This is a genomic window from Pseudomonas sp. P65(2024), assembly GCF_057480955.1.
In genome coordinates, this window is sequence record NZ_JBLIYX010000010.1 from 64341 (window position 1) to 87186 (window position 22846).

Annotated in this window: 18 protein-coding genes; 6 read left to right on the top strand and 12 right to left on the bottom strand. The window is 64.3% G+C overall.

Annotation, left to right across the window (positions count from 1 at the left end; genetic code table 11):
• Together AC25MA_RS15195 and pap are read right to left on the bottom strand one after the other, a co-directional pair.
• Positions 1-954 (bottom strand): DMT family transporter, encoded by a 954-nt coding sequence (locus AC25MA_RS15195; protein ID WP_028690841.1) that lies wholly within the window; start codon positions 952-954, stop codon positions 1-3.
• 174 nt (positions 955-1128) lie between these two features.
• Positions 1129-2622: a polyphosphate:AMP phosphotransferase gene (gene pap / locus AC25MA_RS15200; protein ID WP_486972187.1), complete on the bottom strand. Its 1494-nt coding sequence runs from the start codon at positions 2620-2622 to the stop codon at positions 1129-1131.
• A 135-nt stretch (positions 2623-2757) separates the two neighbouring features.
• On the opposite strand from pap, the gene mnmC reads away from it, so the two are divergent.
• The 5 genes from mnmC (at position 2758) to AC25MA_RS15225 (ending at position 10082) form a co-directional block, all read left to right on the top strand.
• Entirely contained in the window at positions 2758-4728 is a 1971-nt protein-coding gene (mnmC, locus tag AC25MA_RS15205) for a bifunctional tRNA (5-methylaminomethyl-2-thiouridine)(34)-methyltransferase MnmC2/FAD-dependent 5-carboxymethylaminomethyl-2-thiouridine(34) oxidoreductase MnmC1 (protein WP_486972188.1), read from the top strand.
• A 146-nt stretch (positions 4729-4874) separates the two neighbouring features.
• Entirely contained in the window at positions 4875-6662 is a 1788-nt protein-coding gene (locus AC25MA_RS15210) for an N-acetylglutaminylglutamine amidotransferase (protein WP_028690844.1), read from the top strand.
• A gap of 3 nt (positions 6663-6665) precedes the next feature.
• The gene (gene ngg, locus AC25MA_RS15215; protein WP_062361491.1) at positions 6666-8411 is read left to right on the top strand and encodes an N-acetylglutaminylglutamine synthetase; all 1746 of its coding nucleotides are present in this window, start codon (positions 6666-6668) and stop codon (positions 8409-8411) included.
• A 183-nt stretch (positions 8412-8594) separates the two neighbouring features.
• Positions 8595-9779: an osmoprotectant NAGGN system M42 family peptidase gene (locus AC25MA_RS15220; RefSeq protein WP_028690846.1), complete on the top strand. Its 1185-nt coding sequence runs from the start codon at positions 8595-8597 to the stop codon at positions 9777-9779.
• A gap of 75 nt (positions 9780-9854) precedes the next feature.
• Positions 9855-10082 (top strand): YheU family protein, encoded by a 228-nt coding sequence (locus tag AC25MA_RS15225; protein WP_028690847.1) that lies wholly within the window; start codon positions 9855-9857, stop codon positions 10080-10082.
• Between the two features lie 7 nt (positions 10083-10089).
• Here the strand turns inward: AC25MA_RS15225 and csrA are convergent, their stop codons facing one another.
• Positions 10090-10275, bottom strand: coding sequence for a carbon storage regulator CsrA (csrA, locus tag AC25MA_RS15230; RefSeq protein ID WP_028690848.1), 186 nt, complete (start codon positions 10273-10275; stop codon positions 10090-10092).
• Positions 10276-10399: 124 nt separating this feature from the next.
• Positions 10400-11215: an SDR family oxidoreductase gene (locus AC25MA_RS15235; RefSeq protein ID WP_062361488.1), complete on the bottom strand. Its 816-nt coding sequence runs from the start codon at positions 11213-11215 to the stop codon at positions 10400-10402.
• Between the two features lie 211 nt (positions 11216-11426).
• On the opposite strand from AC25MA_RS15235, the gene AC25MA_RS15240 reads away from it, so the two are divergent.
• A complete protein-coding gene (locus tag AC25MA_RS15240; protein WP_023630061.1) occupies positions 11427-11579 on the top strand; it encodes a DUF3309 family protein in 153 nt (50 codons plus the stop codon).
• Between the two features lie 19 nt (positions 11580-11598).
• Here the strand turns inward: AC25MA_RS15240 and AC25MA_RS15245 are convergent, their stop codons facing one another.
• From AC25MA_RS15245 to AC25MA_RS15280, 8 genes are all read right to left on the bottom strand, one after another.
• Complete coding sequence (locus AC25MA_RS15245) at positions 11599-14649, bottom strand: ATP-binding protein (protein ID WP_486972189.1); 3051 nt, start codon at positions 14647-14649, stop codon at positions 11599-11601.
• Between the two features lie 163 nt (positions 14650-14812).
• Positions 14813-15439 carry a response regulator transcription factor gene (locus AC25MA_RS15250; protein WP_028690850.1) on the bottom strand — a complete coding sequence of 209 codons (627 nt, stop codon included), beginning with the start codon at positions 15437-15439 and terminating at the stop codon, positions 14813-14815.
• A gap of 30 nt (positions 15440-15469) precedes the next feature.
• Positions 15470-16462, bottom strand: a complete 993-nt coding sequence (locus tag AC25MA_RS15255) for a hypothetical protein (RefSeq protein ID WP_349738226.1) — start codon at positions 16460-16462, stop codon at positions 15470-15472.
• Between the two features lie 212 nt (positions 16463-16674).
• A complete protein-coding gene (locus tag AC25MA_RS15260) occupies positions 16675-17409 on the bottom strand; it encodes a fimbrial biogenesis chaperone (RefSeq protein WP_028690852.1) in 735 nt (244 codons plus the stop codon).
• A 166-nt stretch (positions 17410-17575) separates the two neighbouring features.
• Complete coding sequence (locus AC25MA_RS15265; RefSeq protein WP_069017454.1) at positions 17576-20083, bottom strand: TcfC E-set like domain-containing protein; 2508 nt, start codon at positions 20081-20083, stop codon at positions 17576-17578.
• A gap of 86 nt (positions 20084-20169) precedes the next feature.
• The gene (locus AC25MA_RS15270; RefSeq protein ID WP_028690854.1) at positions 20170-20649 is read right to left on the bottom strand and encodes a CS1 type fimbrial major subunit; all 480 of its coding nucleotides are present in this window, start codon (positions 20647-20649) and stop codon (positions 20170-20172) included.
• 199 nt (positions 20650-20848) lie between these two features.
• Positions 20849-22513 carry a cation acetate symporter gene (locus AC25MA_RS15275; protein WP_028690855.1) on the bottom strand — a complete coding sequence of 555 codons (1665 nt, stop codon included), beginning with the start codon at positions 22511-22513 and terminating at the stop codon, positions 20849-20851.
• Entirely contained in the window at positions 22510-22821 is a 312-nt protein-coding gene (locus tag AC25MA_RS15280; RefSeq protein WP_028690856.1) for a DUF485 domain-containing protein, read from the bottom strand. Before AC25MA_RS15280 ends, AC25MA_RS15275 begins: the two co-directional genes overlap by 4 nt.
• Positions 22822-22846: the final 25 nt, after the last annotated feature.

The window sequence follows — 22846 nt, forward strand, 5'->3', positions numbered from 1 at the left end:
TCAATCAACCCGCACCCGACGTACCTTCCACCCCGCGATCAGCGACGGCCCCAAGGCCACCAACGCCGACCCCAGCACCACCGTCACCGCCCCTACATAGCCCAGGCCATTGATCTGCTCGGCATGCACGTAATCTGGCCACAGCCAGGCCGCCAGCGCCACCGCAACAAAGGTCACCAGCGGTGTCAGGGCCAGGGTCGCGCTGACCCGCGAGGCCTCCCAATGCGCCAGCGCCTCGGCGAACGCGCCATAGGCCACCAGCGTGTTCAGGCAGCAGGCCAGCAGCAACCAGCCCTGCGACGGACTGAGCTGCAACGCCTCCAGCGGATGCACCCAGGGCGTGAGCAGCAGCGCGCAGCACAGGTAGATCACCATCATCACCTGCTGCGAATTCCACACCGTCAGCAGCTGCTTCTGGCTCAGGGCATAGAACACCCAGATGCTGGTCGCCAGGATGATGGTCAGCACACCGGTGGTGTAGGTGCCAAGCGAAGTGAGCAGCTCTTCCAGGCGCTGGTTGAAGAACAACCCGAACCCCACCAGCAACACCAGCAGCCCCAGGCCCTGCCCCAGGCTGAAGCGCTCCTTGAACACAAACACGCTGGCCACCAGCAACAGCACCGGCCCCAGCTGGACCACCAGTTGCGCGGTGCCGGGGCTAAGCAGGTTCAGGCCGACCAGGTACAGCACATAGTTGCCGACCAGTCCGGCCACCGCGACGGCCACCAGGCCCTTACCCTTGATTCCGAGGCGGCTGAACGATGGCAACCTCCGATTAGCCGCCAGCCAGGCGAACAACAGGCCGCCGGAAACACTCAGGCGGTACCAGGTGACGGTTACCGGGTCCATCACCTGCAGCACCTGCTTGAGCTTGATCGGCAGGATGCCCCAGAGAAACGCCGTCAACAGCGCCAACAGAAGGCCCTGGACCCAGCGTCCGGAAGAAATGTGCATGGTGTCCTCGAGTCGGACCTTGGTGGGGGAAGGTGCAGTCTAAAGGCTTGCCGGGGAGGATGTGGCGGGAAAAGATTTCATCAGGTCATTCCCTGGACGCATGCTCAATGCCCGGGCAGGCTATCGTGGAGCAGGCTTGCCCCGCTAAAAGCCAAGCCCCCCTGCACGATCCGCCTACTTCTTGTCCTTGGCGAACGCCGCCTCCAACGCCTGATTGATCGTGCGCAGCACCTTCACTCGCGCCCAGCGCTTGTCATTGGCCTCCACCAGGGACCACGGCGCGATCTCGGTGCTGGTGCGGTCGACCATGTCGCCCACCGCCTCGGAATAGACGTCCCACTTGTCGCGGTTGCGCCAGTCTTCCTCGGTGATCTTGTAGCGCTTGAACGGGATCTGCTCGCGCTCCTCGAAACGCTCCAGCTGGGTCTGCTGGTCGATGGCCAGCCAGAACTTGACCACCACCACCCCGGCGTTGCTCAGTTGCTCCTCGAAGTCGTTGATCTCGCCATAGGCACGCATCCAGTCCGCCGGGCTGCAGAAACCCTCGACCCGCTCCACCAGCACCCGGCCATACCAGGAGCGGTCGAAGATGGTGAACTTGCCCCGTGCCGGGATGTGCCGCCAGAACCGCCACAGGTAAGGCTGGGCACGCTCTTCCTCGGTGGGCGCGGCAATCGGCACGATGCGGTACTGGCGCGGATCCAGCGCCGCCGCCACGCGGCGGATCGCCCCGCCCTTGCCGGCCGCGTCATTGCCTTCGAACACCGCCACCAGGGCGTGGCGGCGCATGCGCTTGTCGCGCAGCAGGCCGGCCAGGCGTGCCTGTTCGGTGACCAGCTGTTCCTGGTAGTCGTGCTTGTCCAGGCGCAGGGTCATGTCCAAGGCGCCGAGCAGGCTCTTCTGGTCGATGCTGCGCCCCAGCGGCGCGACGTTGCCCTGATGCTTGCCTTTGGGGTTGTTGGCCAGGGCCGCCTGCAGGCTCTCCAGCAGGATGCGCCCCACTGCCAGGCTGCGGTAATGCGGGTCGACGCCCTCGACCACATGCCAGGGCGCGTAATCGCGGCTGGTGCGGCGCAGCACCCGCTCGCCGAAACGCACGAAGCGGTCGTAGGTTTCCGACTGCTGCCAGTCCAGCGGACTGATGCGCCAGTTGTGCAACGGGTCATCCTTGAGCGCCTTGAGCCGGGCTTTCATCTGTTTCTTGGACAGATGGAACCAGAACTTGATGATCAGCGCGCCTTCGTCGCAGAGCATCTGCTCCAGGCGCTCGGCCCCGGCGATGGCCTGGTCGAGCACGGCATCCTTGAACTGGCCATGCACGCGGCCCTCGAGCATCTGGCTGTACCAGTTGCCGAAGAACACGCCCATCCGCCCCTTCGGTGGCAGCGCCCGCCAATAGCGCCAGGCCGGTGGCCGGGCCAGTTCCTCGTCGGTCTGCTGGTCGAAGGTGCGCACTTCGATCAACCGCGGGTCCATCCACTCGTTGAGCAGCTTGACCGTCTCGCCCTTGCCGGCGCCCTCGATGCCGTTGATCAGCACGATCACCGGGAAGCGTGCCTGCTGCTTGAGATCATACTGGGCTTCGAGCAGCGCCTCGCGCAGGGCGGGGACTTCCGCTTCGTAGGTGTCCTTGTCGATGCTGTGACCGATTTCGGCGGATTCGAACATGGAGCGCTCCTTCAATGGATAAGCAAGATTAGCGGATTTGCGCCATGCATATCGATTCTGTCGCGCCTTGCGATAGGGCCGACACTCGCCACGCGAATCGCTTAAAATCCGTCATCCGCTGCAACCGAGCCAACCATGTCCGATACCACCCTCCCCCAGCACGCCCAGATCGACTGGGACGACCAGGGCCGCCCCCACTCTCGGCAATACGACGATGTCTATTTCGCCATCAACGAAGGCATCGACGAGACCCTGCACGTGTTCATCGAGCAGAACCACCTGCGCCAGCGCTTTGCCGAGCTGGCGCCGCGGGACTGCCTGGTGATCGGGGAAACGGGCTTCGGCACCGGCATGAACTTCTTCTGCGCCTGGCAGTTGTTCGACGAGCTGGCCCACGCCGAGGCGCGCCTGCACTTCGTCAGCGTGGAAAAATACCCCCTGAGCCGCGCCGACCTGGAGCGCGCCATGCAGTTGTGGCCGACGCTGGCGGCCTTCACCCGGCCCCTGCTCGATCAGTACGTGGCAATCCATCCGGGTTTCCAGCAACTGAGCCTCGATGACGGCCGCGTCACCCTGACGCTGATGATCGGCGATGCGCTGGAGCAACTGCCGCAACTGGACGCGCGCATCGACGCCTGGTTCCTGGACGGCTTTGCCCCGGCGAAGAACCCCGACATGTGGACGCCCGAGCTGTTCGCCCAGCTGGCGCGCCTGTCATACCCCGGCACCACCCTCGGCACCTTCACCACCACCGGCTGGGTGCGCCGCTCGCTGATCGAGGCCGGGTTCACCATGAAGAAGGTGCCCGGTATCGGCAAGAAGTGGGAGGTAATGCATGGCGTCTACAGCGGCGCGCCCGCCGCCCCTGCGGCGCCCTGGTACGCACGCCCAGCACCCTTGCCGGGGCCACGCAAGGCGCTGGTGATCGGTGCCGGCCTGGCGGGCAGTGCCACCGCGCGCAGCCTGGCGGCCCGGGGTTGGCAAGTCTGCGTGTTGGAGCGCCACGACGGGCCGGCCCAGGAGGCCTCGGGCAACCCCCAAGGCGTGCTGTACCTCAAACTGTCCGCCCACGGCACCGCCCTGTCGCAGATGATCCTTTCCGGCTTCGGCTACACCCGTCGCTGGCTCGAGCACCTGCAACGCGGCCAGGACTGGGACGCCTGCGGCGTGCTGCAACTGGCCTTTGACGACAAGGAAGGCGAACGTCAGGCCAAGCTGGCAAGTGCCTTCGACAACAGCCTGCTGCGCCAGCTCGACCGGGCACAAGCCGAAGCCGCGGCGGGCGTGGCGCTGGCCAGCGGCGGCCTGTTCTACCCCGAAGGTGGTTGGGTACACCCACCGGCGCTGTGCCAGGCCCAACTGGAGCATCCGCGCATCCGCCTGCTTGGCCATGCCAACGTCATCGCGCTGCGCAAGACCGACGGCCTGTGGCAGGCCTGGGACAGCGAGCGCCTGCTGGCCAGCGCGCCGCTGGTGGTGTTGGCCGGGGCTGCCGATGTCCGTCAGTTCCCGGCCTGCGCCGGGCTGCCGCTCAAGCGCATACGCGGGCAGATCACCCGCCTGCCGGCCACCGTGGCAAGCCGGGAGCTGCGCACGGTGGTTTGCGCCGACGGCTACGTGGCGCCATCTCGTGGCGATGAACATACCTTGGGCGCCAGCTTCGACTTTCACAGCGAGGACTTGGCGCCGACCGTGGCCGAGCACCGGGACAACCTGGCGCTGCTGGATGATATTTCCGCAGACGTGGCCACCCGCCTGCGCACCGCCGAACTGGACCCGGCACAACTGCAGGGCCGGGCGGCGTTCCGCTGCACCAGCCCGGACTATCTGCCCATCGTCGGGCCGCTGGCCGATGTCGAGGCGTTCAACCAGGCCTACGCCATGTTGGCCAAGGATGCACGACAGGTGCCGGATGTGGCCTGCCCGTGGCTGGAGGGGCTGTATGTGAACAGTGGGCATGGCTCGCGGGGATTGATCACCGCACCGTTGTCGGGTGAGCTGATCGCCGCCTGGGTCAGCGGCGAGCCCTTGCCGCTACCCAGGGCGGTGGCCGAGGCCTGTCATCCCAACCGTTTCTCGCTGCGCCGGCTGATTCGCGGCAAGTAGCACTATCGCAGGGGGGCGCCTTGCGCTCCCGGGACCACTCACCCCATATAACAGATCGATCTAAAACTCTCACAACCTACCTCGGTCCCTACCTAAGTGTCCCTTATTTCGGGCACCTTCCCCAACGGCAAAACCGGTAAGGACTTATGTGCGGATTAGCAGGAGAGTTACGTTTCACCCCCATCGACCAAGCCCCACGCCCGGCGGACCTCGCCGCGGTGGAGCGCATCACCCACCACCTGGCGCCCCGCGGCCCCGACGCCTGGGGCTTCCATAGCCAGGGCCCGATCGCCCTCGGCCACCGGCGCCTGAAGATCATGGACCTGTCCGACGGCTCGGCCCAGCCCATGGTCGACAACACCCTGGGCCTGGCACTGGCTTTCAACGGCGCCATCTACAACTTCCCGGAACTGCGCCAGGAGCTGCAGGCCCTGGGCTACAGCTTCTGGTCCGACGGTGACACCGAGGTGCTGCTCAAGGGCTATCACGCCTGGGGCGCGGCGTTGCTGCCCAAGCTCAACGGCATGTTCGCCCTGGCCATTTGGGAGCGCGACAGTCAGCGCCTGTTCCTGGCCCGCGACCGCCTGGGCGTCAAGCCTCTGTACCTGTCGCGCAACGGCGAGCGCCTGCGCTTCGCCTCAACCTTGCCGGCACTGCTCAAGGGCGGCGATATCGACCCGATGATCGACCCGGTGGCACTGAACCACTACCTGAACTTCCACGCCGTGGTGCCGGCGCCGCGCACGCTGCTGGCCAATGTGCAAAAGCTCGAGCCCGGCACCTGGATGCGTATCGACCGCCATGGCGAGGTCGAGCGCCAGACCTGGTGGCAACTGCACTACGGCCCGAACCCGGACGAGCGCGAGCTCGACTTGGAGGGCTGGACCAGCCGCGTGCTCGATGCCACCCGTGACGCCGTGGCGATCCGCCAGCGCGCCGCAGTGGACGTCGGCGTGCTGCTCTCCGGCGGCGTCGACTCCAGCCTGCTGGTCGGCCTGCTGCGCGAGGCCGGCGTGGACGACCTGTCGACCTTCTCCATCGGTTTCGAGGACGCCGGCGGCGAGCGCGGCGACGAGTTCCAGTATTCCGACCTGATCGCCAGCCATTACCACACCCGCCACCACAAGCTGCGCATCGCCGAGCACGAGATCATCGAGCAGTTGCCAGCGGCCTTCCGCGCCATGAGCGAACCGATGGTCAGCCATGACTGCATCGCCTTCTACCTGCTCTCGCGGGAGGTGGCCAAGCATTGCAAGGGCGTGCAGAGCGGACAGGGCGCCGACGAGCTGTTCGCCGGCTACCACTGGTACCCGCAGGTGAACGGTGCCGAGGACGCCTTCGGTGCCTATCGCGACGCGTTCTTCGACCGCAGCCACGCCGAATACCGCGACACCGTGCAGGCGCCGTGGCGCCTGGACAACGACGCGGCCGGCGACTTCGTTCGCGAGCACTTCGCCCGCCCCGGCGCGCCGGACGCGGTGGACAAGGCCTTGCGCCTGGACAGCACGGTGATGCTGGTGGACGACCCGGTCAAGCGGGTGGACAACATGACGATGGCCTGGGGCCTGGAAGCGCGCACGCCGTTCCTCGACTACCGCCTGGTGGAGCTGTCGGCGCGCATACCGGCGCGCTTCAAGCTGCCCGACGGTGGCAAACAGGTGCTCAAGCAGGCGGCGCGCCGAGTCATTCCACACGAAGTGATCGACCGCAAGAAGGGCTACTTCCCGGTGCCCGGCCTCAAGCATCTGCAAGGCGCCACCTTGGACTGGGTGCGCGAGCTGCTGACCGACCCCAGTCAGGATCGCGGGCTGTTCGATCCGGCCATGCTCGACCGCCTGCTGAGCAACCCCCACGGCCAGCTTACCCCGCTGCGCGGCTCCAAGCTGTGGCAGCTGGCGGCCTTGAACCTGTGGCTCAGCGAACAAGGAATCTGACCAATGAAAGCCCACGAGATCGCCTACGGCCAACGCCTGCTGCGCGGTCAGGCGCCGTCTTACGAGCGCCTGCAGGCACGCCTGGCCGGCGACGGCAGCGAGCCCCATGACCAGCCACGGGCCGTGCATTGTGGCTGGGGGCGGCTGCTGATCGGGCACACCTACCCCGATCCGCTCAGCCTGGCCGAAGCGCTGCTGCAAGAACAGGCCGGCGAGCGCGATATCGCCCTGTACGTCGCCGCGCCGCAGCAGGTGCTGGCCCAGGCGCCGCAACAGCTGTTCCTCGATCCTTCGGACACCTTGCGCCTGTGGTTCAGCGACTACCGGCCAGCGCAACGCGTGTTTCGCGGCTTTCGCATTCGGCGGGCGCAAGGTGCGGCGGACTGGCAGGCAATCAATGCGCTGTACCAGGCCCGCGGCATGCTGCCGGTCGATCCCGAGCTGCTGACCCCGCGCCACCTCGGCGGCCCGGTGTACTGGCTGGCCGAGGACGAAGACCGCCACACGGTAATCGGCAGCGTCATGGGCCTGGACCACGGCAAGGCCTTCGACGACCCCGAACACGGCTGTAGCCTGTGGTGCCTGGCGGTGGACCCACACTGCACCCGCCCGGGCGTCGGCGAAGTGCTGGTACGCCACCTGATCGAACACTTCATGAGCCGCGGCCTGGCCTGTCTCGACCTATCGGTGCTGCACGACAACCGCCAGGCCAAGCGGCTGTACAAGAAGCTTGGGTTCCGCACCCTGCCGACCTTCGCCATCAAGCGCAAGAACGGCATCAACCAGCCGTTGTTCCTCGGCCCAGGGCCCGAGGCCGGCCTCAACCCCTATGCACGGATCATCGTCGACGAGGCATTGCGCCGAGGCATCGAAGTTCAGGTCGATGATGCCGATGCCGGGCTGTTCACCCTGAGCCTGGGCGGACGGCGCATCCGCTGTCGCGAATCGTTGAGTGACCTGACCAGCGCCGTCACCATGACCCTCTGCCAGGACAAGCGCCTGACCCGCCAGGCCTTGCACAACGCTGGCCTGCAGGTACCGGCGCAGCAACTGGCGGGGAGCGTCGATGACAACCATGCGTTCCTCGACGAGCATGGCGCGGTAGTGGTCAAGCCGGTGGATGGCGAACAGGGTCAGGGAGTGGCGGTCAATATCACCACCCTCGAAGCGCTGAGCCATGCCGTGGAGCAAGCCCGCGCCTTCGACAGCCGCGTGCTGCTGGAGAGCTTCCATGCAGGCGTCGACCTGCGCATCGTGGTGATCGGCTACGAGGTGGTGGCGGCAGCAATCCGCCATCCGGCCCAGGTGATCGGCGACGGCAGGCACAGCCTGCGTGCCCTGATCGAGGCCCAGAGCAGACGCCGCCAGGTGGCCACCGGTGGCGAAAGCCGCATTCCACTGGACGAAGAGACCGCGCGCACGCTCAAGGACGCGGGGCTGGGCTACGACGACATCCTGCCCGCCGGGCAACGGCTGGCCGTGCGCCGTACCGCCAATCTGCACACCGGCGGCACCCTGGAGGATGTCACCGCGCGCCTGCACCCGGTGCTAGCCGATGCCGCCGTACGTGCCGCCCGCGCCCTGGAAATCCCGGTGGTGGGCCTGGATTTGATGGTCCGCGATGCCGAGCACCCGGACTACGTGATCATCGAGGCCAACGAGCGTGCGGGATTGGCCAATCATGAACCGCAGCCTACGGCCGAGCGCTTTGTCGACTTGTTGTTTCCCCACAGCCGCCCCTTGGCCTGACAGCTCCTCGGATCTTTGTGGGAGCGGCCTTGTGTCGCGAAAGGCCCGCAAAGCGGGCCCGGCAATAGATGCAGCGAAGCTGACATCCCGGGGGCGCTTCGCCCCCCCCTTTCGCGACCCAAGGCCGCTCCCACAAGACCTTGCCCACAGTTTGAAAATTTCACCCCGACCGGAGACCTGGACATGTCCGAACGACTTCCCGAACCCGATCTCGACTACCTCAAACGTGTACTGCTGGAGATGCTCGCCATCCCCAGCCCCACCGGCTTCACCGATACCATCGTGCGCTATGTCGCCGAGCGCCTGGACGAACTGGGCATCCCCTTCGAGCTGACCCGTCGCGGCACCATCCGCGCCACCCTCAAGGGCCGCCAGAGCTCGCCCGACCGCGCCGTCTCGGCGCACCTGGACACCATCGGCGCCAGCGTGCGCCAGTTGCAGGACAACGGTCGCCTGGCGCTGGCGCCGGTGGGGTGCTGGTCGAGCCGCTTTGCCGAGGGCAGCCGGGTCAGCGTGTTCACCGACACCGGCGTCTACCGCGGCAGCGTGCTGCCGCTGATGGCCAGCGGGCACGCGTTCAACACAGCCATCGACCAGATGCCGATCAGCTGGGAACATGTGGAGGTGCGCCTGGACGCCTACTGCGCTACCCGCGCCGACTGCGAGGCGCTGGGGATCGCCATCGGTGACTGCGTGGCCTTCGACCCGTTGCCGGAGTTCACCGAAAGCGGCCATATCAGCGCCCGCCACCTGGACGACAAGGCCGGCGTGGCGGCCTTGCTGGCGGCGCTCAAGGCCGTGGTGGAAAGCGGCCGCCAGCCCCTGATCGACTGCCATCCCTTGTTTACCATCACCGAGGAGACCGGCTCCGGCGCCGCCGCTGCCCTGCCCTGGGACGTCAGCGAGTTCGTCGGCATCGACATCGCCCCGGTGGCGCCGGGGCAGGCGTCCAGCGAACACGCGGTGAGCGTGGCCATGCAGGATTCCTCCGGGCCCTACGACTATCACCTGTCGCGTCACCTGCTCAAGCTGGCCGGCGATCAGGACCTGCCGGTACGCCGTGACCTGTTCCGCTACTACTTCAGCGACGCCCACTCGGCGGTGACCGCCGGGCACGATATCCGCACCGCCCTGGTGGCCTTCGGCTGCGATGCCACCCATGGCTACGAGCGCACCCATATCGACAGCCTGGCGGCGCTGAGCCGTCTGCTCGGTGCCTACCTGCTCAGTCCGCCGGTATTCGCCAGCGACTCGCAACCGGCCAATGCCTCACTGGAGCGCTTCAGCCACCAACTGGAACACGACACGCAGATGGAAAGCGACACCCGGGTGCCGGCGGTGGACAGTCTGGTGGGCAACAAAGGGTGATCGAGCGGGAATGGGGCGCACCAGGCCCCCAAATTCACGTAGCATGCCTCCATTCCCACAACCACCGCCCAGACCATGCTGATCCCCTACGAGCAACTTGAAGCCGAAACACTGACCCGCCTGATCGAGGACTTCGTCACCCGCGACGGTACCGACAACGGCGACGACACGCCGCTGGAAACCCGCGTGTTGCGGGTACGCCAGGCCTTGGCCAAAGGTCAGGCCTTCATCCTGTTCGACATGGACAGCCAGCAGTGCCAGTTGCTGGCCAAGCATGAAGTTGCGCGTGAGCTGTTCGAGTAGCGGGCCCTCAAGCCTGCTGCTTCTCGAGCTCAAGTGCCTTGATGCGCTTGTACACCTCGGTCCTGTGCACCTCCACGTCCCGCGGCGCGCAGATACCGAAGCGGACCTGGCCGTTCTCGACGGACATCACCTGGATCTTGATGTTTTCGGAAATGACGATGACTTCGCCCACTTCTCGTCCAATTACCAGCATGTTCCGATCCTCCAGCTCAAGGGAAAATCGGAGACTGCCCCGCCAGCTTTGGCCTACTCAATCCTTCTCAGGACAAATAGACGCAACCTACTGGCAAAGGTAAAAAAACCTACAGAAATCTCTCTCAATGCGCGGTTTTGCGCGCCTTCGCCCGCATTTTTACCGCCATGTCCGCCATTTCGTCGTAAAGCCGCTGAGGCGCCTGGCACTTGAGTTGCCAGGCGTGGCGCCCGGCCTCATGGGGCAGGATCAGGAACTCGCCAGCGGCGACCCGCTGGTGGATATGTTCGGCGATATCCGCAGCATTGATCGACGAACCTTCCAGCAGTTTGCCCACCTGCGCCTTCATCGCCGGATCTGGTCCGCGGAACGAGTCGAGCAGGTTGGTCTGGAAGAACGACGGGCACACCACATGCACCGCCACCTCGACCTGGCGCAACTCCACCAGCAGGCTCTCGGACAAGGCCAGCACCCCAGCCTTGGCCACGTTGTAGTTGCTCATGCCCGGCCCCTGCATCAGGGCGGCCATGGAGGCAATGTTGATGATCCGCCCACGGCTGCGCTCGAGCAGCGGCAGGAACGCCTTGCAGCCCTTGACCACGCCCATCAGGTTGACCGCGATCTGCCAGTCCCAGTCCTCCAGGGACAAATCGGCGAAGAATCCACCCGACGCAACCCCGGCATTGTTGACGATCACGTCGATGCCGCCGAGCTTTTCCTCGCAGGCCTGGGCCAGGGCGGTGAGCTGGCTGTAATCGCGCACGTCGCAGCGCTGGGAGAAGCCGTCACCACCGGCTTGGCGCACCAAGGCCAGGGTTTCGCGCAAGCCCGCCTCATTGACGTCTGCCAGAGCCAGCTGCCAGCCCTCGCGAGCCCAGCGCAGGGCAATCTCGCGGCCAAGGCCGGAGCCGGCGCCAGTGATCATCATTCGGTTGTGCATGGTGGAGCGCCTTGAACAGTGGGAATGGCTGGAGTCTAGCCACAACACCACGGCTGCCGGTACGGCATCAAACTGCTGAATACGGCGCCATTGGGCGGCAGGCCATTCAATCGTCAGGCAGGTGGATTGAATTTTTATACAAGGGCACCAGTCGGAAACATTAAGCGGCTACCGCTATGCCCCAGCCCTTCCATAACGCAAGGACTTCGCCATGACCACCATCCTCATTATCATCCTGATCTTACTGCTGATCGGCGGCTTACCGGTCTTCCCTCACTCCCGCGCATGGGGTTACGGCCCGTCCGGCATAATCGGGGTGGTACTGGTGGTCTTGTTGATCCTCTTGTTGCTGGGCAGGATATGAACCTGGCCTGGCATGACGCTCAGCCTTGAGTCCGGCTGCCCAGATAGTGCTCCAGGTCTTGCATCACCGCATGCAAGGCCTGAGCATCACGGCGAAGTCGTTCAAGATCCAAGGGGGCGCTGGCGCAACTGCCCTCCAGGCGCTCGCAGGCATTGATCAGATCGCCAGCGCGCAAGATGCGTGCGCCGCCCTTGACCCGGTGCGCCAAGGCAGCCAGAGCCTTTGGATCGTCGCCTGAATCTGCCAGGCGGGTGAGATCATCACGATTGCTGCGACGCAGATCGGCAAGCAACGCTTCCAGTGCGCCCTGATCGTTGTCCGCCAACTGTCGTAGATGATCGAAATCGAATATCGACGTGCGCGCGCCCTCATCCCCCAGACATTTGCCCTGCTGCGCAACACTGCCGCCCAGGGCACCGATCAGCGCCTGCAAACCGAGGGGTTTGAATAGGCAATCATCCATGCCTGCCGCTAGGCAGCGTCGGCGTTCGTCCGCCAGCGCGCTGGCGGTGAGACCGACTAGTCGACACGCCGTCCCTCCATTGCGACGCTCATGCAGACGAATCGCCCTGGCCAGACCATAGCCGTCGAGGCGCGGCATGCTGCAATCGCTGATGACGACATCGAAGTGCTCGTTCAACCACAGCCGTAGGGCCTGCGCTCCATCCTCGGCAACCCGGGCGTGATGCCCCAGGTAATCAAGTTGCTGAGCCAACAGCAATCGATTGGCCGGATAGTCGTCCGCCACCAGCACGCGCAGCGGTACTGCGTCCGACGGGACATCACTGCGTGGTGCCACCACGGGCTCTGACGGATCCAGCGGATGAATTGGCAGCTCCAGGTAGATTTGCGCCTGGGTGCCCTTGCCCAGCTCGCTGCTCAACTGCAAGTTGCCGCCCATCATCTGGCACAAGCTGCGGCAGATGCCCAATCCAAGCCCCGTGCTGCTGCGCGGCGACTGGAACTGATTGCTGGCTTGGCGAAAGGGCTGGCCCAGCTCGGCCAATTCGGCCTTGGCAATGCCGATACCGGTGTCCTCGACGATCAGGCGTACCACCAGGCAATCGCTGCGGGACTGAGCACAGACGCTCACCTGTACCCGCCCCTGCTGGGTGAACTTGATCGCATTGCTCAACAGATTTGCCAATACCTGCCGCAAGCGCACCGGGTCAAGCAATACCGGGCGGTCAACTTCGCCCTCAACGGTGAGATCGAGCCGCAATCCCTTGACACGAGCCTGATGGTCGAACAACTGGATAACCTGCGACACCTGTTCGCGCAGGCATGACACCGCTGGCGTCAACTGTAACTCGCCCGCCTCGATACGGGTGACATCGAGGATATCGCCGATCAGTTCCTGCAGTCCCCGGGCAGCGTCAGCGGCCACCTCGATGGCCAAGTGATCGAGCACGCCCCGTCCGGCCTTGCGTTGGGCGAGCTCCAGCATGCCCAAAAGGGCATGCAACGGCGTGCGGATCTCATGGCTCATGGCTGCCAGGAAATGAGTCTTGGCATGGCTTGCTGCCTCGGCCCCTTGCTTGGCCCGCCGCAGCTGCACCTGCAGACGGCGTAGGTAGCGGATCCACAGCAGCGCTACCAGCAGTGCGGCAAAAGCAGCGAGAAATCCCAGCAGCAGGGGAGTCCGGTACCGCTGCCAGGCACTGGCGGCAACGATCAGCGGACTGCGCCAGCGCCGGACCAGCACATCGATTTCGCGTGGTGCCAGATCGAGCAATGCCTTGTCGAGGATGCTCTGGAGATGAACCGCACCCGGACTGCTGGCGAACGCGAAATGCTCCGCTGGCAAGGCCAGGCTGCTGATCCGCAGCCGCCCCGGGTACCAGCGCGCAACCAGTAACCGGGCCTGGACGAGTGGCAGCACGGCTGCCGCGACTCTCCCGGCGGCCACCGCGTGCACCGCCTCCAACGCACCATTGACCGGTGACTGCACGACCCTCGGATATGCCTGGGCCAGCAACGCCTGTGCCACGCTGCCTTCCTCCAGTGCCAGCCGCCGCCCGTTCAGCTGGGCGAGATCACCTGGCCGCTCGGCGTGCCCCTGCATCACCAGCACATACGCAGAACTCAGAAAGCCACGAGTGAATCGCAGGCGCTCTCCACGCGCCGGGCTGTAGGGCAGGCCCGCGATCAATTGTGCCTTTCCCATGCGTACCTGCTCGACCATCTGTGCCGTAGTGCCACCTGCCTCGACGTCAAACTCCAAGCCCGTTCGCCGGCCAAGCAATTGCAACAGATCGAAGCTCAACCCTTGCAGTTGGCCTTTACCATCGCGATAGCTCAGCGGCATTGCCTGTTCATTCACCAGCACCTTGATGCGTGGGTTTTCAGCCAGCCAGTGCCGCTCGACATCGCTCAGCGGGATGCCTGGCGACCTGTGCACGGCAGCAGGTCGGGCATGCCAACGCTCGTGAATATCCGCATGTTGATCGCCAAGGCCGTCCAATACTCGATCAACCAGGCCGATCAACGCCTTGTTGTCGCGGGCCATGGCAAAACCGACAGCTTGGCTGGTCAGGGCCGCATGGCCAATTTCCTCGGCACCGTTCCATTGGTTGCGGCCCAGGAGATAACGGCTTCCGAGCGTGCTGCCCAGATAAAGGTCGGCGTCACCCAGCGCGAGTGCCGCCAAGGCGCTGAACGGCGAGGGATGAAGCTGGATCTCGGCCAAGGGGTATAACGCCTGTACCTGTTGGCGCGGACGATATCCGTCGACCAGCGCCAACCTGAAGCTGGCGCCGCTGCGGCCCCGTTCCCGCGCATGCTCCTGCGGGGCGATCAGCAAGGGGCGATCCTGGGCATAGGGCGCAGACAGATGCAGACCTGCCTCGAGCGCCTGCTGCGGGCTGACGGACCCGAGCAGGTCGATACGGCCTTGGCGCAGGGCAGCTGCCGTCTCGGCGAACGATGCAAACACCTGCAACTGCACTTCGAGGCGCAGTTGACTCGCCAGCAGCCCGACGTAATCGGCGGTGATGCCCTCGTAGGCCTGCCCCGTGGTAAGCATGTCGAACGGTGGGTTGTCACGGGCGATCACGCCCAGGCGTAACACGCGGTGCTCCCACAGCCAACGCAGTTCCTCGTGATCCAGAACCGGCGGTGGTGTCTGCGGGGCGGGGCGTGCATGCAATTGCACGGCCGCGCAAGTTGGCAGGTAGCCAAGCCCCCCCAGTATCCCTATCAGCAAGGCACGCAGGAACACGGGACTACAGCGCTCAGATGAGCGCGTTGCGACGGGCGAAATCCGCCAGGTCGATCAACGAGCTGAGTCGCAGCTTTTCCAGTAGGCGAATCTTGTAGGTACTGATGGTCTTGTTGCTCAACAACATGGCCTCGCCGATGGCTTTGTTACTATAGCCACGCGCCAAGTGCTGGAGGACCATCAACTCGCGATCAGTCAAACTGGCGATGCACTGTGCCTCGGTTGCCTGCAGGTCACGGCGGTTGACCGAGCTGAGCGCCACTTCGGGAAAGTAGCTATAGCCAGACAGCACAGCGCGCACCGCTTTGCCGAGTTCATCGAGATCATCGGTTTTAGACACATACCCAACGGCCCCAGCCTGCATGCAGCGCAATGAGTAGGACTCGGCCAGTTGCGAGGTCAGCACCACTATACGCGTGGGCGTCCCCAGGGCCTTGATCCGGGCGATCACTTCCAGCCCATCCAGGCCCGGCATGGCGATATCGAGAATTACCAGGTCCGGCGCATGCTCACGGGCCAGGCGCACCGCGTCGATGCCATTGTCGGCCTGGCCGATTATCTCCAGGCGTTGCTGGCGCAGCAGCATACAGACGGTGCTGCGGATGAAAGGGTGGTCGTCAACCACAAGTGCTCTGTGCATAGCGTTTACCTCGTGCGCTACCTCAGCCGGTTAAAGCTCGGCGTCGAAGACCACGGTGACCTGGCCGTCATAAGTACTGCCAGGGTGCTTGAGCATCGCTTGTACATCACTGCGTCCCACCTCGAAATGCAACTGGCCTGGTCGATTCAACGTTGGCATAGCCGCCTCGAACTGAAGCGCCGCGAAGCGGCCAGTAGGCAACTGCAGGCGTTCCACCGCCTGGCCCCGGTGCTGGATACCCGCAGGCAGACTCATGGCGACCTTCACAGCCACCTGTTCCCCTTCGTCACTGCGGATCGCGCAGTGCGCGCCCATGTCGTGCTGGCAAAGCTTATAGACCTTGAACGGGCCGGTGGACCACACCCTGAACGGCAGGTCGCGATAGATGCGCTGCGGCGCCTTGCCACCGGCCAACCAGGCCTGCCAGCCGTTCCTGGGCTCCAGCACAGCCCGGTCGGAACCAGGCGGAAACTCGAACATGAAGGCGTGCTGCACATCGAGTTCAAAATTGATGGTGAGGCTGTCACCACTCAGGTTGCTGACATCGTTGCCAAAGTCGAAATCACCACCCGGGCCGATGCGAAAGGTGGTCGAGCCCCGGTACTTGCCGGCCTTGAGCCGGTAAGGTGGCGGTATGTTCAGGTTGAAACCCACACTGAGTTCTTCAACGTCAGCCTGCATCACGGTGCCTGCGGGAGCATAGATGCTACGCGACCAGCAAGCGCCAGGCGTGAGCGAATCACTTAGACGCCAAAGCACCCGCGCCCTGCCATCTCCCCAACTGCCGGACGATCCACCACCGAAAACACATCCTCCGAGTATCCGGTTATAAGTTGGATTGCGATCGAGCCTTGCGCTCTTCGCAATCACGCTGAACAACGTCCACTCGAAGGCCATTCGTCGCGGCTCACCGGTTTCATCGTGGTAGACGTCCACCTCACGCCGCCCGGGAAGCTGCAGGAAGAACTCGTCGCGCGGATCCGCCGCCTCCTGTACCGCTTTTTTCGTGAAGGTAATCGGCAAGTCGACCGTCGTGGCCCCTCGGCACGTGGTGGGCCAGTACCTGCACCCCCCACCCGGAGGCGTTGTGTTTTCGAAGCGACCTGATCCGCCACCCCGGTACTCTGCGCTGATAGTCACGTCCAATGCGCTGGCCACTGGCATGACCCCGCACAGTACTATCGCGCAGCCCCAGCGTGCCCACCCTCGCTGTCTGATGGATGAAAAAAACACGATCATCCCTCCACCACCATTGCCTTGGTATTACCGCCCTCAATTAACTCGAGCTGATGCACCTTGCCGGTCTCCCCGTCGAACTGCCGGGTGCGACCCGGCAGGACGTGGTGTTTGGTGGCGGGCGCACATCCCTGCCCTGCGGCTTGGCACAGGCGAAAATGATCGAGCACAACCGTGGCGTTACCCTGGTTCACGACAGTCAGTTGCCCGCCTGCGCGCCGTACGTGGGTCTGGTAGCGTGTCTCGGCAGGCCGGACGAACAACAGCGAGCCATATCCGGCCAGCAGATTGACCCCGGCCTTGAGGCTGTCACGGTACTTTTCCGCCTCCTGGTCATCCACCATGAAACCATCGCCCGACTCCGGAAGCACCGGTACGAAGCGCAGACGGAAATAGCGCTCCTGCTCCCGTGAGCCACGATAAAGCAGGCGTACCGCCTGCATGCCTTGGGCGGGGATGATCAGCCGCGCCGGGCTGGCGATCAAGCCGCGCTGTTCCAGTGGCAGCCCATCGGTGGCAATTTCACGGGCAACACCAGTTGCGTCATACACCAGTTCAGCGACGCTGACCTTGACGAACGCAGTGGTGTCGCCGCTGTTGCGTACCCGCTTGAGCAAGGTGCTCTTGTCACCGTCGACGTAGTCATAAAGCGCGCCGACATTGAGCTCGGGAGCGGCACTGGCAACCAGAGGCAGCGCCAGCAGTGTCGAGGCCAGCAGGCGGAAAATATTCATGATGCGAACTCCGTGCGTCATTGACGGGAAAGTATTGATGGGGAGTGGCTGCGTGGCCATGGCCGAACCTGCGGGAACCTTCCCGCATGGCAATCTGAAACGCCCTAAACGGCAGTAGGCCTTTACCCTGAGCAGGGATCCTCCGAGCTGCACCTTACTGAACGGCTTAACCCTGCCCGTTGCGTACAACCGCCTCGACCTGCGCCACCCCAGGCACACAGCGTTGGTCGCCAGCCAGCAGCACATCGTCCTCCCGCGCCAACGTGCTCACGTCCAGACTCAGCAGGCATACCGCCTGCCCCTGCTGGCGAATCTCCAAGGTAGGGTTCAACTCGCTCATCTCGACCGCAAAGAAGCCATCGGTTTCGGTGACACTGCGGCTGGCGTGGTTGATCAACTGGGCGCCGCGCATCGGCTTGCCATGCTCGTCAAACAGGCGCCCAAGCACGGTAACAGTGCGCAACACCCGCAGTTCACGGTATTCGATGCCGCCACGGTTGAGGTGATAGTCCAGGCTCGCGGGCTGGATAACGGCTGCGGTGACCGCGCTGCCCTCAAAATCGAACTGCACATGCCCGGCCTTGTAGGCTGCAACCGGGATCAGGTTGCGCCCAGGCTGCAGGTTGGCGGAACCGCCATGGCGGTCGTCGGCGCGCAGCTTCAACCCCTCGATATCGGTCTCGACATCAACGATCAGCCCGGCCTGGTGCGGCAGGTACTGACCACTCATGGCCGCCTTGCCTGCTCCCACGGCCAACATGCTCTGCAGATTCAGGCCACCGGTGAAGTCGCCGCTGTAGGACGAACGCTGGACATAGGCATCGCCGTGCACGACCTGACTCTCGAACTGGGTATCGCCGCCAAGCCCTGCGCCGTAGCGGTCCGCACTGAGCGTTGCGCCGACGCTGCGCAGCGGGCCGATATCGACATCTTGCTGGTAGGCCAGCGAGGCGTTGAGATCGCGCCCGCCGTCGCGCGAGGTGCGGCTACCGACACTGGCGGACACACGCCGACCACTGCCGCCACCCAGACTCATGCTCAGGCTCAAGTTAACGCCGCGGCTGCGAGATTCGCCGGTGGCTGCCGTTCCTGGACGATCGAACAGCGACAACCGCCAGTTGGCATCGGAGCCCAGCAGCCGACCATAGTAAGCCCACCCCAGGTCGAGACCGGTGCCGGCATTGACGTCTTCAGACTGCGAAAGCCGCATGCTGACGGTATTGCGCGGATCGAGGCGATGGTTCAGCGACAGGGACGACTGTGTCTGGCGCGCCTGGAATGGCCGCCGCGCTCTATCATCGAGGCGGCGCCAGTCAGGGCGCGCCAGCCAGGTTCGGCTGTGGCTGGCAACCAACGAACCACTGTCATAGGCATGGATCAGCTGGATGTCGTAGCCGTTGCCCTGCCCTTGCGTCTGGAACAGGTTGGCGTACAGCTTGAAACGCTCACGCATATCCCAGTCCAGCGAGGTGCCATACTGCATGGCGTCATCAACCCGTTGCGCCGACATACCCAGGATCGCCCGCGGATGCAACATGTAGTTGGCCAGCACGCCAGCGGCGAGGCTGTCGTCGGTATCACGCTCCCAGTTGCTCAGCAATGTGCTCTGGCGCCCCAGGTAAAGGTTGTAGCGCCAGGGCGCATCGGTGCTGCGCCAGTTACTGGGTTTGTAGATGAACTCCTGACTGCGCGAGGTTTCCTGGCCGTCTTCGACCAGCCGTACCTCGACTTCGTAGATGCCCCCGGGCAGGACCTTGGTGTCGAGGGTCTGCAAACCAGGCTGCACCGGTTGACTGTTGATCAGCACGCCATTGCGATAGACCTCGGCGACGGCGGGACGATTAGGGGTAACGTAGATCGGCGTGGTGCTGGGTGCGCCAGTATCGATGGCCAGGCTGTCGCTGCTCCCCAGCATCAAGCCGAAGGTGGTATCGGCCGTGCTTCCCATCAACCGCGGCTGGCGGGTCAACCCCTGGGCGCTTGGGGTGAAGTAGCCCAGCCGATAAAACTGGTTTTCTACCAGGCGCTCGGCATACAGCTGGTCGACCCGGTGGCGCGTGCCCTGGCGGCTGTCGCTACCCCGGTCAAGCTGGCCATCGGCCAAGGTGGTCCAATTGCCGACGCTGCCCTGGCCCTGCAATGCATAACGACCACTGGTGGCATGGCCGTCATTGACCAGGTTGAGCTGGTTGCGTAGTAGCAGCCCATAGCTGCCCTGCTCCGGCTGGCGGTGAAAACGTTCACTGACCTCAGCGATCTCGGCCTGGTCGGTCAATAGTGACAGCTGCGAGTTCACTAGGCTGTAGTGCACCGCGCGCAGGCCGTCGGGGCAATCACCGCGGCAGTCCCCCAAAGGACGGCCGTCAAACAGGCGCTCGTGCCAGCGGCGGCGCAGGCTTTCCGGTTCACGGCTGTCGAGGGTATCGGTGAACTCCAGCAGCTGCACGCGCTGATCGCGACTGAGCACCACCATGGCATCACCCAGGTAGCGCCCATCAAGGTCGACCCGGACCGCCAGCGGCACATCAAAAAAATGCGCTTCGAACTCGCGCGGCAGGCCATCGACGGCACCAAGTGCATTGCCGGCGGCCTGGCTAGCGGGCGCGTGGACGGCCAGCCAGGCCGGCAACAGCAAGCAGCGGCCCATGGCCGCCAGGATGGAATGATTGGTCATGAGGTGTCGCTTGCAGGCAATACCCACCCGTCCCTCGGCGGGAGCCGAGGGTCAGGGGGAACAACGGATGAACGAAGAGAGAAGGCTCAGGGTGCGGCGGTTTCGAAGATCATGCTCACCAGGCCCTGGTAATTGCCAGGCACATAACCGCTCGCCGGCGCGGGCTGGGCCGCCACCTCGAAGCCGATGATCGCGCCCGGTGCCGCCTGGGTGGCGCTGACGACTTCGGCCGGGGTGGTCTGCAGCACGGTGTCGCCGACCTTGACGTCGAGGCCGATGTTTTCGGTGCCGCTGGCGATGACCGCCGGCGAAACCAGATAGGCGGTGATCGGGCCCACAGTGCTCTTGACCTGCAATTGCTTGCGGATCGGATCGAGCTTGGCCTGATACGAGTTCCAGGCCATTTCCTGCGGGTCGTTCATCCAGTTGCCGCCTACCGGCTCGACGAAGAAAGCGTCGGTCGGCACCTGGGCGGTCACCTGTACCTGCTTCTCGATCGGGTCCACCGCAAAAGCGGAGCCTGCGAAGAACATGGCCAGGGGAAGGGCGAGTAACGTGCGGTTCACGAATCTGATCTCCTTAAATTGGTCAATGCCTGCCGGCGCGCGGCCAGCGGGTGAGGAGAAGTATTGGCGAACACGTCACGGCGATGACTAAGACCGTTCCGAGCGGGCCTAAGAAATTTCCTAGCGGCAGGTAATGCGACAACTCTGAAAGCACAATGCCCCGGCATAGGCCGGGGCATTGTGTGTTCAGCTCAAGGTATCAGTGCGATACCGCGCCACTGGCTCCCAGGCCGGTCTGCGAGCGGACGAACTGTGGGAAGAACAGCGCGCGCTCGTTCTCGGCAGCCTTGGACTTGTCGGTAACCGAGAAGAACCAGATGCCGGCGAAAGCGATGATCATCGAGAACAGCGCCGGGTACTCGTACGGGTAGATGGCTTTCTCGTGACCGAGGATCTGCACCCAGATGGTCGGGCCGAGAATCATCAGGCCCACCGCGCTGATCAGGCCCATCCAGCCACCGATCATGGCGCCGCGGGTGGTCAGCTTCTTCCAATACATCGAGAGCAGCAGCACCGGGAAGTTGCAGCTGGCGGCGATGGAGAAGGCCAGGCCGACCATGAAGGCGATGTTCTGCTTCTCGAACAGGATGCCCAGACCAATCGCCAGCACGCCCAGGGCGATGGTGGTGATCTTCGACACGCGGATCTCGTCTTTGTCGTTGGCCTTGCCCTTGCGCCAGACACTGGCGTACAGGTCATGGGACACCGCCGAGGCACCGGCCAGGGTCAGGCCGGCGACCACCGCCAGGATGGTGGCGAAGGCCACTGCCGAGATGAAGCCGAGGAACACGCTGCCACCCACGGCATCGGCCAAGTGCACCGCCGCCATGTTGTTGCCGCCGATCAGGGCGCCGGCGGCGTCCTTGAAGTCGGGATTGGTGCTGACGAGCAGGATCGCGCCGAAGCCGATGATGAAGGTCAGGATGTAGAAGTAGCCGATGAAACCGGTGGCGTAGAGCACCGACTTGCGCGCTTCCTTGGCGTCGCTGACGGTGAAGAAGCGCATCAGGATGTGCGGCAGGCCCGCGGTGCCGAACATCAGCGCCAAGCCCAGCGAGAACGCCGAGATCGGATCCTTGACCAGGCCGCCCGGGCTCATGATCGCCTCGCCCTTGGCATGCACCTTGATCGCTTCGGAGAACAGGGTGTTGAAGTCGAAGCCCACGTGTTTCATCACCATCAGCGCCATGAAGCTGGCACCGGACAGCAGCAGCACCGCCTTGATGATCTGCACCCAGGTGGTGGCGAGCATGCCGCCGAACAGCACGTACAGGCACATCAGGATGCCCACCAGGATCACCGCCACGTGGTAGTCCAGGCCGAACAGCAGCTCGATGAGCTTGCCGGCACCGACCATCTGCGCGATCAGGTAGAACGCCACCACCACCAGCGAGCCCGAGGCCGACAGGGTGCGGATTTCCTTCTGCCCGAGACGATACGAGGCCACGTCGGCAAAGGTGTACTTGCCCAGGTTGCGCAGGCGCTCGGCGATCAGGAACAGGATGATCGGCCAGCCGACGAGGAAGCCGATGGAGTAGATCAGACCGTCGTAGCCCGAGGTGAACACCAGCGCGGAAATACCCAGGAACGAGGCCGCCGACATATAGTCGCCGGCGATCGCCAGGCCGTTCTGGAAGCCAGTGATCTTGCCGCCGGCGGCGTAATAGTCGGCCGCCGACTTGTTGCGTTTGGAGGCCCAGTAGGTAATGCCCAGGGTGAAGGCGACGAAAGCCACGAACATGGCGATCGCCGAGACGTTCAGCGGCTGTTTCTGCACCTCGCCGGTCAGGGCATCGGCGGCCCACACGGCGGGTGCGAAGGCACCGCAGGCCAGGACGGCCAGGGCTTTGGCGTGACGGATCATTGCTTGGCCTCCTCGAGAATGGCCTTGTTCAGTTCATCGAACTCGCCGTTGGCGCGACGCACGTAGAGCGCGGTGAGCACGAAGGCCGAGACAATCAGGCCGACGCCCAGGGGAATGCCCCAGGTGATGGACGAATCGGGGCTGAGCTTGGCGCCCAGCACGTGCGGGCCATAGGCGATGAGGAGGATGAAGGCGCAGTACAGGCCGAGCATGATCGCCGAGAGAATCCAGGCGAAGCGCTCACGCTTGGTGACCAGTTCCTTGAAGCGCGGACTGTTCTGTATCGATTGGTAAATGCTGTCGTTCATTGTTTTTGTCCTAGCAGCACAGAGT